This window comes from Proteus alimentorum (assembly GCF_002607735.1).
Lineage (GTDB): Bacteria > Pseudomonadota > Gammaproteobacteria > Enterobacterales > Enterobacteriaceae > Proteus > Proteus alimentorum.
This window is the reverse complement of record NZ_NBVR01000009.1, coordinates 1-14,124: the sequence shown is the minus strand read 5'-3', so window position 1 is coordinate 14,124 and position 14,124 is coordinate 1. Positions and strand designations below refer to the sequence as shown.

15 protein-coding genes are annotated in these 14,124 nt (G+C 36.8%); 14 read left to right on the top strand and 1 reads right to left on the bottom strand.

The window, feature by feature from the left end:
* From B6258_RS01200 to B6258_RS01175, 5 genes are all read left to right on the top strand, one after another.
* Positions 1-933: VENN motif pre-toxin domain-containing protein (locus B6258_RS01200; RefSeq protein ID WP_164996121.1), on the top strand; the 933-nt coding region annotated here is incomplete at its 5' end.
* Positions 934-935: 2 nt separating this feature from the next.
* On the top strand, positions 936-1,178 hold the full coding sequence (locus tag B6258_RS01195) for a hypothetical protein (RefSeq protein ID WP_099073748.1): 243 nt from the start codon (positions 936-938) through the stop codon (positions 1,176-1,178).
* Positions 1,179-1,673: 495 nt separating this feature from the next.
* Positions 1,674-1,973 carry a hypothetical protein gene (locus B6258_RS18220; protein WP_231039861.1) on the top strand — a complete coding sequence of 100 codons (300 nt, stop codon included), beginning with the start codon at positions 1,674-1,676 and terminating at the stop codon, positions 1,971-1,973.
* Positions 1,974-2,478: 505 nt separating this feature from the next.
* Positions 2,479-2,739, top strand: a complete 261-nt coding sequence (locus B6258_RS01180) for a hypothetical protein (protein ID WP_099073747.1) — start codon at positions 2,479-2,481, stop codon at positions 2,737-2,739.
* 309 nt (positions 2,740-3,048) lie between these two features.
* Positions 3,049-3,489: a hypothetical protein gene (locus tag B6258_RS01175; RefSeq protein WP_240531502.1), complete on the top strand. Its 441-nt coding sequence runs from the start codon at positions 3,049-3,051 to the stop codon at positions 3,487-3,489.
* Between the two features lie 129 nt (positions 3,490-3,618).
* Here B6258_RS01175 and B6258_RS01170 read toward each other — a convergent pair whose 3' ends face one another.
* Positions 3,619-3,771 carry a type I toxin-antitoxin system SymE family toxin gene (locus B6258_RS01170; protein WP_231039859.1) on the bottom strand — a complete coding sequence of 51 codons (153 nt, stop codon included), beginning with the start codon at positions 3,769-3,771 and terminating at the stop codon, positions 3,619-3,621.
* 302 nt (positions 3,772-4,073) lie between these two features.
* Here B6258_RS01170 and B6258_RS01160 point away from each other — a divergent pair, with 302 nt between their 5' ends.
* The 9 genes from B6258_RS01160 to B6258_RS01115 form a co-directional block, all read left to right on the top strand.
* Entirely contained in the window at positions 4,074-5,411 is a 1,338-nt protein-coding gene (locus B6258_RS01160) for a VENN motif pre-toxin domain-containing protein (RefSeq protein ID WP_099073746.1), read from the top strand.
* A gap of 308 nt (positions 5,412-5,719) precedes the next feature.
* Positions 5,720-7,435, top strand: coding sequence for a VENN motif pre-toxin domain-containing protein (locus B6258_RS01150; protein ID WP_099073744.1), 1,716 nt, complete (start codon positions 5,720-5,722; stop codon positions 7,433-7,435).
* Positions 7,436-7,444: 9 nt separating this feature from the next.
* On the top strand, positions 7,445-7,867 hold the full coding sequence (locus tag B6258_RS01145) for a hypothetical protein (protein WP_099073743.1): 423 nt from the start codon (positions 7,445-7,447) through the stop codon (positions 7,865-7,867).
* A 175-nt stretch (positions 7,868-8,042) separates the two neighbouring features.
* Positions 8,043-10,337 carry a hemagglutinin repeat-containing protein gene (locus B6258_RS01140; RefSeq protein WP_099073742.1) on the top strand — a complete coding sequence of 765 codons (2,295 nt, stop codon included), beginning with the start codon at positions 8,043-8,045 and terminating at the stop codon, positions 10,335-10,337.
* A 9-nt stretch (positions 10,338-10,346) separates the two neighbouring features.
* Positions 10,347-10,694, top strand: a complete 348-nt coding sequence (locus B6258_RS01135; protein WP_099073741.1) for an immunity 8 family protein — start codon at positions 10,347-10,349, stop codon at positions 10,692-10,694.
* A 147-nt stretch (positions 10,695-10,841) separates the two neighbouring features.
* The gene (locus tag B6258_RS01130; protein WP_099073740.1) at positions 10,842-11,075 is read left to right on the top strand and encodes a hypothetical protein; all 234 of its coding nucleotides are present in this window, start codon (positions 10,842-10,844) and stop codon (positions 11,073-11,075) included.
* Between the two features lie 179 nt (positions 11,076-11,254).
* Entirely contained in the window at positions 11,255-12,523 is a 1,269-nt protein-coding gene (locus B6258_RS18215; protein ID WP_099073739.1) for a DNA/RNA non-specific endonuclease, read from the top strand.
* A 52-nt stretch (positions 12,524-12,575) separates the two neighbouring features.
* On the top strand, positions 12,576-12,908 hold the full coding sequence (locus B6258_RS01120) for a hypothetical protein (protein WP_099073738.1): 333 nt from the start codon (positions 12,576-12,578) through the stop codon (positions 12,906-12,908).
* Between the two features lie 665 nt (positions 12,909-13,573).
* A partial coding sequence (locus tag B6258_RS01115) for a VENN motif pre-toxin domain-containing protein (RefSeq protein WP_164996120.1) occupies positions 13,574-14,124 on the top strand: 551 nt, incomplete at its 3' end.

Here is a 14,124-nt window from a genome sequence, read left to right as displayed (position 1 = left end):
CACGGTTTGGTGAATGCGGGTCTTGCACTGGCAAAAGGCGAAAATGCGATGGCACAAGCCACTGGCGCAATGACAGGGGAAACGGTGGGTATTTTATCGCATTCACTTTATGGCAAAACGCCAGAAGAGCTGACTGAGACTGAAAAGCAAAATATAAGCGCATGGGCAACATTAGCTTCCGGCATTGCCGGCGGTTTAATCAGCGATAATAGTGCAGGCGTTGCCAATGCCGCCCAAGCCGGGAAAGTGGTGGTTGAGAATAACTTATTGGGTGGAAATGAGCTAACACATACACAATTGGCTCAGGAATATGGTAAAGATAGGATGTCATGTGCCGAAAACCCTAATTCTGAATCATGCCAGAGAGGCAAAGCGCTACAACAAGCTTATATCTATGCTTTAGCTACAGGTAGTACGGGAAGCGTTTCTTTGCTTTCAACAAGTGCTCGAGTGATGTGGTTTATAGGTGCAGGTGCAAATTCAAGCGTACAATATATCGATTCAAAAAAAGTGAACCCAGTGAATGCAATAATTGCAGGTTGGGTAAATGTAATGACAATGGGCGAAGGGTGGAAAAGTACGGTTTTCTTTAATGCAGCAGGTGGAGCATTGACAAATACCATTAATGATGAGAGTGCAGTAATGGGAGCAATCACGACAGGAGGTGGAGCATTAATGGGGTATGGATTAGGTAACTTTATGGTAAAACCTGTCACTAATTGGATTGGTAAAATAATAACAAAAGGTAATAATCCCGGATTTAATGAAGGATTGAGAAAAAGTTTAGAGTCAGAGGTTAAGGGAAATTCTTATATTATGAAGGAAGTATCAGAAAGTAAAATTCCTTCTGGAGCAGGTAATATTGGTGGTAGTGGGGCTGCGGAAGTTAGTGCAAGTTATATGCAAGACATAATTAATAAAACGGAAGAATAACAATGAAAAGAATATTTTATATTATTGTACTTATTATGGTATTAATTATTTTATTTACTTTATTATTATTGATTGTTGCAATGGTTACTTATATTAGCATAGATTTATTCTTTTATTTTTATGCGGAAAGACCTATTTTATTTAGTTTGATTGAATTTAAACGAGCGTTAAGAATGAGCATAGGTGGAGGTATACCCGCAGGGATTGGCTTTGGAATTCTATATATAAAGGAAAATAAAAAATAATAATTTTACACCATTAATTCAGAATTTAATGAAGTATTGAGGAAATATTCAGAGTCAGAAGTTAAGGGAAACACTTATATTATGAAGGAAGTATCAGAAAGTAAAATTCCTTCTGGAGCAGGAAACTTGAGTAGTAGTGCTATATCTGAGTTGGGTGGTTTGTATATACAAAAAAAAGCTGAAGAGGAGAAAAAAGAGTGAAAATAATTTTTTTATTATAATGTTAATGATTATGTTTATATTTGTTTCATTTGTAAGTGTAATGATTTTTTATTTTTTAGTGGAGGTGTTTTTTTATTTTTATTCAGATATTTCAATATCATTTAAATTTAATGAAATAAAAAAAGCATTAAAAGTAAGTATTGGTGGAGGTACTATTATGGGATTGGGTGTTGGGATTCTATACATAAAAGAAAATAAACTAAAATAAATTTTTTTAAATAAAATTTTAAACTTTAACCTATTTTAGATTTTTTAACGTAAATTACTAATACTATGAGTATAAAATTAGTCGAATATTTACATTCGGTTTATCCAGAATTACCTACCGATGTTAGTTATATAAGAGGGTATTCTGATGAAGATATATCCAATGTGGAACGTCTTTATTATATTAGAATTGTAGGGCAACTTTATGATTTTTTAAAATGCATGGGCCGTTATAGTGGTGGTTTTTTTGGTGATGATCCACTCGTGTTTTATCAAAATCAAGAGACCATAAGAGGTGATATTTTATTTCAATTTGGTGGGAAAGAAGAACTGGCATCGCTCCAATGGCATGATTTATTAAAATAAAAACCATTCTTTATTTCATTGGAAATTTATACTCAGTATCTGTTTTTACTAACAGATTCAGATAATCCAGACCTTATATTTAATTATAATGAAAATGATGAATGTGTAGAGAAAACGAATTGGGATCTGAATAGTTATTTACAACATGTTATCAATGTTTATACACGACATTATCCGGTCGCTCCCCCTTTTGATCAACACGGAGAACTTATTATCATTTAAATGACAATAAAGATCCTATTTTAGGATAGGATCTTTATTGCGTACTGAGAATACTTAGCTATGCTGAGAGGTACTTACCATCTATTTGATAATAATTAAAATTACTGTCTATTTCTCATTGATTAAAAGAATGTTCAGAGCAAGGAGTAAAAAGAGATTCTTATATTATGAAGGAAGTATCAGAAAGTAAAGTTTCTTCTAATGCCGGTAATATTGGTGGTGGTTTTTCAGAGGAATTTTGGGCATCTAAATTGCAAGAGTTAATAGATAAAAGAGAAGAAAAATGAGAAAAATAAAAAAAATACCACTTTTTATTTTTGCTATTGTACTATACTCAATAATAGGTATGTTAGGCTTATTCTTAATAGGGATCATTTTTGATTTTTTTCTATTTATTTTTGATTGTTTTTATTTTAATACTCCTATTTCAATATTATTTAAAGATTATGAGGTAAAGAGGTTATTAAGAATGAGTGTGGGCGGTGGAATTACTCTTGGTATTAGTATTTTTATTATCCAATTAATGGAAATGAGAAAAAGATAATTTGATTTTTTTTATTAAATATTATTAATGATTTTATTTTAATATCATATTTATAATCGGCAGATTATATTTAAATATAAACATTAAATATGATGAGCCATGTAAAAACATGGCTAGTGCTTTATACATACAGGAAATGCTAGGTAATACACTGGGACGTTGCGCAGAATTTAGAGCTGCTAATGAGCTCATGCTGTCAAATCCTAATTTAAAAGTTAAAGATATACAATTTACACCAGCGGTTCGTCCTAGAACTGGCGAAGTTGTTCCCCGCTGTGACAATTGTACAAACATGTTTGGTGCTGAATAATGATGTATATGGATGAAGAGTTTTTAGAATCTAATGACCTAGATTGGTTCTCTTCTTATGAAAATGGGTCAATAGCTCACTTTGCTACAGGTGTATGTTGTCTGGTTCCGGAGAAAATAAGGGAGTCAATAGATAATTATGAAGTTATTTATGACTATTTTTATTCATTAAATGTGTTATCAGAAATAGAAATCATTGAAGAAAATCTACCGCAATTTTCAGATGAAACTCAACGTACACGCTATTTACGGTCATTTATCGAAATGTCTTCAAAAGGTATTTTTAGCTATGATTATAGGATTGGTGAAGGGTACAAATTAATATCAAAGCCTAAAAATGGTCTGAAATACGGTATGTTACCTGATTTTGTTACGCAGATATTATACATATTTCCTTGTGATATATTGCCAGAAGCAAAACTAATCACATCGATAATCTAAATAAATCCCGGCCTTGTGCCGGGATCTTCATTTTCAATATCAGTTATCCTGAACGAGCCGGATAATCAACTGCCCCCGTTCAACGGTGATATTCACCGCCTACCCGGTGGCAAATCCGGCCTCTTCCAGTCAGTTGCCCTTTAAGTGCAAACTGGGATGCTGGCTGTAATAGCGGGTCATACCCGTGTTGCGGTCTTCGTGGCGGGTACGGTTATAGCCCACCTTATAGTTGCGCCGGGCTTTTGAAATTTTTAAATCTGCATTACAATCGCGGTTAGCCATGGTAACTACTCCTGTTAGTTGCCTACGGTTAGCAGCGTTACCGGATGGCCGTCTGGTAATGCTGCACTAAATAAAATCGTCTTTCCTATAGCAAATTCTTTCTACGATGTCAGTAACTGCGTCATCTTCGAACGTTTAAGCAAACTGTCCATCAGCACAATCAACGCCTGCTGATCTTCATCGGATAATGAATCCATCTGAGTCACAAGTGCCTGTAAACGCGGATTATGTATCTGTGGCGGTGTCATGGGTTCCAGCCCGACCAGTGAATTCAAGCCGTTACGGCATTTACGCAAGGCATTATGGGTGGCAATATTGTCACCGCGATTGCTAATGGCTCAGCGCCTTATCTTGCCAATGAAGTGAAAAACCAAATTCAAGGTAGTAGCGTTGAAAGTGATATTCAGCGCACAATAGCGCACGGTTTACTCAATGCCAGTCTTGCTCTAGCAAAAGGTGAAAATGCAGCCGCACAAACTGCGGGTGCAATGACTGGCGAAACGGTGGGTATTTTATCGCATTCACTGTATGGCAAAACCCCCGAAGAGCTTAGCGAAACTGAAAAGCAAAATATAAGTGCATGGGCAACGTTAGCTTCAGGGATTGCAGGTGGTTTAATTAGCGATAATAGCGCGGGAGTCGCCAATGCTGCCCAAGCCGGGAAGGTTGTGGTTGAGAATAATTATTTGAGTTTTGATGAGGCCCGTGCGTTTGATAAAGAAATGACGACCTGTAGAGCAGCAGGTGAGAATTGTCAGCTTATCATTGACAAATATGCCAAAATTCATGGAAAAAATTCAGAAAAATTTAGAAAGGCATGCCAAAGAAACTCATTAGAATGCACTGCTGGTTATGAAAGGCTTAAGCTGAATGGAGGGATTTCGGCAGCAGAAAGACCTACATGGCTTTACGGTTCTTTGGATAATGAAGAAGTCAGAAATGCTGTATTGTATATTAATAATCAGGATGTTGAATTTGCTAACAAGAACTCTGATAACTGGGATAGGTTTGGCTCCTTTATTGGAGAACCAGAGAATGTATTTGGATTGTATCTAGGTGGCAGGGCATTATTTAATTCAGCTGCCTCAGCGGAGGCTAAACTGATAGGAACTGGATTGAGTATGGGCGCAAATGCAGGTGTACAGGTTTACAATGGTAATACTGGAGATAAATTTGATTATCTGAGCTTCGGACTAGCCGGCTTTACAGGTTGGACAGGAACAGGTCGAAATCTACATTCAAATGTTCAATTAAATGCAGGTAGTGCTTATTTAGGGAGTGAAATAGCAGGAGGGAATTCAGAAGCTGCTGTTGTTTCAGCCACTTTTGGGGCTACATCGGGTTATGGTCTAACAACAGTATTAGTTAATCGTTGGGAGGCAAAATTAATAAAAGAACATTTTGGAATGTCTGCAAGTCGTTATGCATTACAATATACAGAAAAGTACAAATATTCAAATTTTATGACAGAAAGCTTTAAATTAAGTCCTCTCCCAGGGATTGTAAGTGGAGCAGTAGGTTCATTTGAATTAGAGCTAAGTGGTAGTCTATTAGGACGATATATTATGAAAAATAAGGATATTAAAGAGGATAACAATGAATATCAACATTATTTAGAATTAGATAAAGGTGCATATTAATGAAATTCTCAATATATTCCTTATTTTTTATGATTTTTATATATGGTTTATTTTTTTCTTTTTTATCTTTATCAGGAGAATGGTTTTTAACAGATCAAAGCATAAATCAATTAGATTGGGTGAATTCTATCAAACTAGGTGGCTTCATTGGTAGCAGTGTTGGAACAGTCGTTTGGATTGTTATGCGATTTAATATTCGTTAGTTTTCAATGAATTTTAAATATAAAAATTCATCACAGAGAGTATAAAACCATAGCGGTAGCGCTGAAAACACCACTCAATCTGCGATATCACAAGGTACATGGACAGTGCGTGATACTGACAATCAACAGCAAGATATCGCGCAATTAAGTCAAGACACCGATAACGCCCACAGTACGTTAACTAAAATCTTCGATAAAGAGAAAGAGCAAAACCGCCAACAGAAACAGCAGTTAGTGGGTGAAATTGGTGCGCAGATTATCGATTTGGCAACCACAGTTGATACTATTCGTGGCACTCATCAAGCGAAAGAAGAGTCAACATTAAATCGCCTTTCAGACACCGCTTACGACGATATCTGCCAAGCCCTTTCAGAAACGAAAGATAATGTGACTGAACGTGATGTTCAAAATTATCTCTTCCAACAACGCTTACAAGATCACACCAATCAATCCGATTTTGGCACGGGCGGTAAATACACCCGAGCAATTCAATCTGTTACGGCATTTACGCAAGGTATGATGGGTAACAACATTGTCACTGCAATTGCTAATGGCTCAGCACCTTATCTTGCCAATGAAGTGAAAAACCAAATTCAAGGTAGCCGTGTTGAAAGTGATATTCAGCGCACCCTTGCTCACGGTTTGGTGAATGAGGGTCTTGCACTGGCAAAAGGCGAAAATGCAGCCGCACAAGCTGCGGGTGCAATGACTGGCGAAACGGTGGGTATTTTATCGCATTCACTGTATGGCAAAACCCCCGAAGAACTGACTGAGACTGAAAAGCAGAATATAAGTGCATGGGCAACGTTAGCTTCCGGGATTGCCGGCGGTTTAATCAGCGATAATAGCGCAGGCGTTGCCAATGCCGCCCAAGCAGGGAAAGTGGTGGTTGAGAATAACTTTTTGCATGCTGAAAAAATCATTACTTTCGTTGGTGAATTCGCTAATGCAAAAACACCAGAAGAGAGAGAAAAGTTACAACAACATATTGATAAACTAGATAATAAACTTCAGACACAGGCTGAAGGATGGGGAATATCAACCAATGATATGAAGAGCGCTTTAGATAGCTTGAAAACATTGGAAGGGTTGTCTGATTGTAATGTGCAATGCCAAGAAATGGCTAGAGATTCAATATCTAAACTCGAGCCTGCATTAGAAAAAAGGATCGCTAATCATTCATCGCAAACAGAAAACCTAAAAGAGCTAACGGGTATTTTAGCGGCTGTGATTGTGATGAATGAAAATGGATTGATTGATGGACGAGCCACTACATCAGGAAGTTGGAAAGGGATATCTAGCAGTACAGGTTCTTTTAAGATTAATAATGCTGTACAAAGTGGCGGGCAAAAAGAGAAAGAAACTAATTCGATAATTAATCAACCCAATATAACAGTAATCTCACCAGAAATAGAAACCAAGATACTTACGGGACAAAGAGTTGGAAACTCAAATAAATTAATTGGGGGACATTCGCCTTCAGTGAGTAATGAAAATTTAAATTATGCTGTAGAAACAATAAAATTGAATCCAGACGGTACAAGAGTTGTGAAGTTTACTACTCAGTTTCCAGATGGGAACTTATCAAAAATTAAGACAAGTACACTTTTTCCAGAGAATTGGTCAGATAAAAGCATTATTGATTCTGTCAATAAAATTGGTAACTCCTCCGCTATTGGACAAAGAAGCTCAACAGGTGAAACGTTGCATCGTGGTATAATTAATGGTGTAGAAATTGATGTGATTAAAAAAGGAAATCAAGTTACAGCTGGGTATCCTGTTGGTGGAAAACCGACACCTGGCTTTAATCCAATCGATTGAGGCATATACATGTATAAAGAATTTGATTTATGTATTACTGATTTTAGTAATGATAATGAACCTGGAGATTATTGGTATGATTGTGCTGTTGTTGAATCTGCTAAAATTTTAAGTAAATTCAATGAGCCAGACTGGGCATGCCTATTTAATGAGTTAACGCATAAATCTATATTTTGGAAAACTAGATTGGTCGAATGTTTGGGGGATTTAAAAAATAGTCATGAGCTAAATATCATTTTATCACTCATTGATACTGATAATTATGATTTATTTATCAGTTGTGTCGACTCATTAAGATCTATGGATATACGCGGTTTATCTGAAGATGATTTGGGTAAGATTAATGATAAAATATACCATCTTGAGCAAAATGCTTCTTTACCAGTGAAAAGTATTTTAGAAAACTTTTCACGTAAGTTTAAGAGTAAATAATCCCTGTTTTACACAGGGATCTCTCTTCGCTGTCTACTCACTCCCTTCAGTCAACCGGATAATCAACTGTCCGGCTTGGCGAGTGAGGGTATAGTGAGTTCTCGCCTAAAATCATAATTTTTTCAATCACTTACTAATAATAGACGGTTGTGGTACAGGAGGTATCGGCTTTATTGTGGGTAGCCGAGCGAAAGGCTTTGAAGAGGGCGACCACACCTATTACACCAATAGCACATTAAATGCGGGGCAAACGCTCACATTACAAAGTGGTCAAGATACGACCTTAAAAGGCGCTCAAGCACAAGGCGATAAAGTTATTGCTAAGGTGGGCGGTGATTTACATCTTGAAAGCCAGCAAGCGATTGATGATTACACATCGAAGCAATCGAGTGAAAGTGCGGGTGGTAGTGTCAATGTAATGGGCACACCGGGAGGCTCGGCAAATATTTCGTTTAGTCGCGATAAAATGGACAGCAAATACCGTTCAGTGGAAGAACAAACGGGCTTATTTGCAGGCAATCAAGGGTTTGATATTAGCGTGGGTAAACATACCCAACTTGATGGTGCCGTGATCAGCAGTAAAGCCGATACAAAAAATAATCAGTTAGATACGGGCACATTAGGCTTTAGTGATATTCATAACTACACAGAATATAAAGTTGAACATCAATCTGGGGGAGTAAGTACTTCAGGTGGTGTTGAAGGGAATATGTTGGCGAATATGGGGCATGCGTTAGCCATGGCGGGCAACCATAGTGACAGTGCTGAAAACACCACTCAATCTGCGATATCACAAGGTACATGGACAGTGCGTGATACTGACAATCAACAGCAAGATATTGCGCAATTAAGCCAAGACACTGATAACGCCCACAGTACGTTAAATAAAATTTTCGACAAAGAGAAAGAGCAAAACCGCAAACAGAAACAGCAGCTAGTGGGCGAAATTGGTGCACAGATTATCGATTTGGCAACCACAGTTGATACTATTCATGGCACCAATATTGCCAAAGAAGAGTCAACACTCAATCGCCTTTCAGACACCGCTTACGACGATATTTACCAAACCCTTTCAGAAACTAAAGATAACGTTACTGAGCGTGATGTTCAAAATTACCTTTTCCAACAACGCTTACAAGACTATACCAACCAATCTAACTTTGGTACGGGCGGTAAATACAACCGAGCTATTCAAGCCGTTACGGCATTTACGCAAGGCATTATGGGTGGCAATATTGTCACCGCGATTGCTAATGGCTCAGCGCCTTATCTTGCCAATGAAGTGAAAAACCAAATCCAAGGCAATAGCGTTGAAAATGATATTCAGCGTACGCTTGCTCACGGTTTAGTGAATGCGGGTCTTGCACTGGCAAAAGGTGAAAATGCGATGGCACAAGCCACGGGTGCGATGACAGGCGAAACGGTGGGTATTTTATCGCATTCACTTTATGGCAAAACCCCCGAAGAACTGACTGAAACTGAAAAGCAGAATATAAGTGCATGGGCAACGTTAGCTTCAGGGATTGCAGGCGGTTTAATTAGTGATAATAGTGCGGGAGTCGCCAATGCCGCCCAAACCGGGAAAGTGGTGGTTGAGAATAATTGGTTGAGTACCAACCAGCTAGATAATTTTGCCCATCAAGCAAGGAATTGCGTTGGTGATGCATGCCAGAAAATTATTCGTGATATGGTAGATACCAATATTCGCCAACAGGAAGAAATCAAAGTCGTTTGTTCTAAGTCTCCAGAACAGTGTCAAAAGCAGTATGGTTATCTAGTTGAACAATGGAATGCTTTTGATATAGCAATAAAACATCTTGCAACAGACAAATCATTGCCTAATGAATTTCGTGATTATCTACCTGCGGTGTATATGTTGAGTATGGATGCAACAGGGATTACAGTTGAACATAAGTGGGCTAAACGATTTGAGGCTATGGGGCTTGAACCAGAAGAAGCAGGTTTGATAGCGATGGCACTTCCCGGAATGATTAATGGTGGGAGTGGTAAGGGAAATAATAAAGGCGGAAATTCAAAACAAATTATTAATGATAAAATTAAAGAAAATGTAACAATAAGCCAAAAAGGAAATCAATCTTCTAATTTTAAAGATCATTTATCTAAAGAGAATGAATTAGTAGGTAAATGGAATGATACTAATCAAGCACATAATTCTGTTAACTATCCTAAATTAAAAGGTGAATTAAATAGCCAAAACCTTAATTATATAGTTAAACAAGATCCAAGATTAGCTGCTGTAATTAATGGAGATAATGGTAAGGTTAACTATGGTATAGGAACAGGCTTGATGAGTGCCGATGGGACTCGAATTTATAGGTACCCAGCCGAGAAAAAAAGGAGCACTTACGCTTCAACTGGTATTCAGGCAAATTTTGAGATGTTTAAAATAAATCCAACGACAGGGGATAGGGACCGTGTCGGTAATGGACATTTAGATATAATACAATGAGGAATTGATTTGAAAGCAATATTAAAAGGATTATCTAACGATTTTTATGATGTAGATAGTTATTATCCTGATGATGACAAGTGTTTTTCTTTGAGTTTATTACTGAGCATAGGCTCAGAGGATAGCAATGGTGCTGATAATTTTGATCTGTTTGTTTGTTCTCCTGAATGGATTTCGAAGAATGTATGGGAACCTCGTATATTCAGGCACACGCTTATTACACGTGCATATAATATTAATGAGATAAAAAAAATTATTGAGAGCCATATTGCCAAATGTGATGGCAATTCATGGTTAGAAGTAGCAGAAAAACTATCTCGTTATTTTGCATGGGAATATGAGGATTATCAATCTTAAAAAGTTTCCTAACCCAATACTAGAATTTTTACTGACCAAACTCCCCTTTAGCCAATCAGATAACTAACCTAAATATCTTATTGGCTAATAAAGGTAGTAGTTGAATGTGCTATAAATGAAAAAGCTCGGTTCGATCCGTTTTCATAAATGAATCAGAAAAATAGTATATTAAGGGATGGTGAAATTTATACTCGTATTGGGAAAATATTTTATTCTACTCCCCTAGAAGAAGTTAAAAAAATTATTTTAGATGCAGAGTTCTCTGGCAATAATGATTGCGTAACATTTTTATTTTATTACACAAATAAAAAAGTAGAAAAGTCGTCTAGTAGTTATAATGTGGATTGTTATTTGATGGATAATATAATAGATTTAAATTAATTTTTTGTTAATAATAATTTAGCCAATGATAAACTTTTTTGGGAAAATATAAACCAATCTAAGACTTAGAAATAATATCTATTAATATGGAGATTAAATATAAATTATATTAAGCAATAGCCTTATCTTAAAAGTAGGGAAATAATTAATGTAATATTATCTGTTGATCAATATGGACAGTGCGTGATACTGACAATCAACAGCAAGATATCGCGCAATTAAGTCAAGACACCGATAACGCCCACAGTACGTTAACTAAAATCTTCGATAAAGAGAAAGAGCAAAACCGCCAACAGAAACAGCAGTTAGTGGGTGAAATTGGTGCGCAGATTATCGATTTGGCAACCACGGTTGATACTATTCGTGGCACCAATATTGCCAAAGAAGAGTCAACACTCAATCGCCTTTCAGACACTGCTTACGACGATATCTACCAAGCCCTTTCTGAAATTAAAGAGAATGTTACTGAACGCGATATTCAAAATCACCTCTTCCAGCAAGCATTACAGAATTATACCAACCAATCTGACTTTGGTACGGGCGGTAAATACACCCGTGCAATCCAAGCTATCACTGCATTTACACAAGGTATGATGGGTAACAATATTGTTACTGCGATTGCTAATGGCTCAGCGCCTTATCTTGCCAATGAAGTAAAAAACCAAATTCAAGGCAGTAGCGTTGAAAGTGATATTCAGCGCACCCTTGCTCACGGTTTGGTGAATGCGGGTCTTGCACTGGCAAAAGGCGAAAATGCGATGGCACAAGCCACTGGCGCAATGACAGGGGAACTCGTTAATTTTGTAAAAAATGAAAATGAACAAAGTGCCCAAAGTATTTTCAATTCAGCGACTTTTGGGGCAAGAGTTGCATTAGGAAGTAAGGAAGGTTTTGATAGTATTGGTATATCAGGGCCCTCTAAAGATTCAGGGATCACAGTTAGAACGACGGCGATTCGGGGTAATGAGAATAATAAAAAGCCAACACCAGAGCAGGATAATAAAGAGTCTCAGAATAAGATAGAACCAGGAAAACAAGCCTCTGGTAGTAAAGGAAATTGGAATAAAGAATTAAATAAGCCTAAGCAAAATATGGTTTATACTGTTGATGGAAATAAAGTTTATCAAACAGATTCTTTAGGTAGAGTGACATCCGTTACCGCTACATTAGAATTAAATAAAAGTGATAGAAATGGTTACCAGCAATGTAAAGTTGGGAAATGTGGTGATACGGGGGATGATGGTGGACATTTAATCGCAACAAGATTTTCAGGGCCTGGTGAAAAAATAAACATGGTGCCAATGAATTCTAATTTAAATCGTAGTGAATGGAAAAAAATGGAGAATATATGGGCAAGATCGTTAAAAGAGAATAAAGAGGTAAATGTTAAGATAGAGCCTGTATATATAGTGATAAACCAAGCAGTATTAACGTTACATACAAAATAGGGAATGAACACCCTATAGAAAGAACGTTTATTAATGATTCTAAAGGTGAAAAATGAAAACAGATCAGGAAATATATAATAATATAGGTGCGTTATTATATAATATAGCTCCTAATGATGCTAAAAAGATAAATATGAGGGCTAATTTATCCGTTGAAGGTAATACATGTGAATATGAATATGATTATCTTGATAATGAAAATTCATTGAAATGGCTTACAGCTGGTGGTGTTGCAAATACAAATATGCTTCACTATTTGGTTGAGTTACGAAAGTATTATATAGAAAATAATTTAACTAATGGTCTATCTATTTGGAAAGGCTGTGAAGTGACTTTAGATTTGGAAACAATGAAAATTAATATCGACTTCAAGTACGAAGATTAAAGTAAGATATTCTGAAATTGTAATTTGCATTGTGTATTTGCCTGCTTTAAATGTGTTAATTCCCACTTAAAAGTAGGCAATTGCAACGAAAGTTTTTAAAGTATTTGTGAACTGAGTTCGTAAAAAAATCAATAATCGAAGCTGGCTTTAATAAGTTTATTCGAAAGCTTCTATTGAATCGCCTAATATGAGTTAAATAGGGAGTGGGCATAGTATCCGGTAATAATTGTTTAAAACTGCGTTGTTTATAATATTGGTTAACTTTAAATAAAAAATATACTCTTGGCTATATAGAAAAACAAGTTGAGAATATGAGTATTCCAATATTATCTACGGCTATGAGTGGGTTAGTTCAATATTCCAACTTTAAATTTAGAAAAAACATCATCTAAACTGATTAGTGAAATTAATAAACGTTACCAGTTCCTAATATCTAATGATGAATTTTTAAAAAAGTTATATATAAATGATTATGAATTGTTTGAAGACGAATTTTATAAATAAACTTCTGCTAAACAACCATCCAATCTGCGGTATCACAAGGCAGATGGACAGTCCGTGACGTTCAAAATTAACGCTTACAGGATTATACCAACCAATCTGACTTTGGCACGGGCGGTAAATACACCCGAGCTATTCAAGCCGCCACGGCATTTACGCAAGGCATGATGGGTAATAACATTGTTACTGCAATTGCTAATGGCTCAGCGCCTTATCTTGCTAATGAAGTGAAAAACCAAATCCAGGGTAATAGTGTTGAAAATGATATTCAGCGCACCCTTGCTCACGGTTTGGTGAATGCGGGTCTTGCACTGGCAAAAGGCGAAAATGCCTTAGTGCAAGCCACGGGTGCGATGACCGGCGAAACGGTGGGTATTTTATCGCATTCACTGTATGGCAAAACCCCCGAAGAGCTTAGCGAAACTGAAAAGCAAAATATAAGTGCATGGGCAACGTTAGCTTCAGGGATTGCAGGTGGTTTAATTAGCGATAATAGCGCGGGAGTCGCCAATGCTGCCCAAGCCGGGAAAGTGGTGGTTGAGAATAATTATCTGACTAATAAAGATGTGCTCGATATGAGGCAAGCGCTGATAGAAGCGAGCAAAACGGGTTCAGATAAAGAAATAATTTATGCAAAATACCGTGAAATCAGTGAAAGGCGTAGACAAGAAGCAATAGCAGAGGGTAAAGAGGGAAAAATTCCTGAGACGATTGC

What these genes read in the sequence shown, in the direction of transcription:
- B6258_RS01130 (WP_099073740.1), top strand. Translation starts at nt 10,842, where the DNA reads ATGAATCAGAAAAATAGTATATTAAGGGATGGTGAAATTTATACTCGT.
- B6258_RS01160 (WP_099073746.1), top strand. Translation starts at nt 4,074, where the DNA reads ATGGGTGGCAATATTGTCACCGCGATTGCTAATGGCTCAGCGCCTTAT.
- B6258_RS01145 (WP_099073743.1), top strand. Translation starts at nt 7,445, where the DNA reads ATGTATAAAGAATTTGATTTATGTATTACTGATTTTAGTAATGATAAT.
- B6258_RS18220 (WP_231039861.1), top strand. Translation starts at nt 1,674, where the DNA reads ATGAGTATAAAATTAGTCGAATATTTACATTCGGTTTATCCAGAATTA.
- B6258_RS01120 (WP_099073738.1), top strand. Translation starts at nt 12,576, where the DNA reads ATGAAAACAGATCAGGAAATATATAATAATATAGGTGCGTTATTATAT.
- B6258_RS01175 (WP_240531502.1), top strand. Translation starts at nt 3,049, where the DNA reads ATGATGTATATGGATGAAGAGTTTTTAGAATCTAATGACCTAGATTGG.
- B6258_RS01195 (WP_099073748.1), top strand. Translation starts at nt 936, where the DNA reads ATGAAAAGAATATTTTATATTATTGTACTTATTATGGTATTAATTATT.
- B6258_RS01180 (WP_099073747.1), top strand. Translation starts at nt 2,479, where the DNA reads ATGAGAAAAATAAAAAAAATACCACTTTTTATTTTTGCTATTGTACTA.
- B6258_RS01170 (WP_231039859.1), bottom strand. Translation starts at nt 3,771, where the DNA reads ATGGCTAACCGCGATTGTAATGCAGATTTAAAAATTTCAAAAGCCCGG.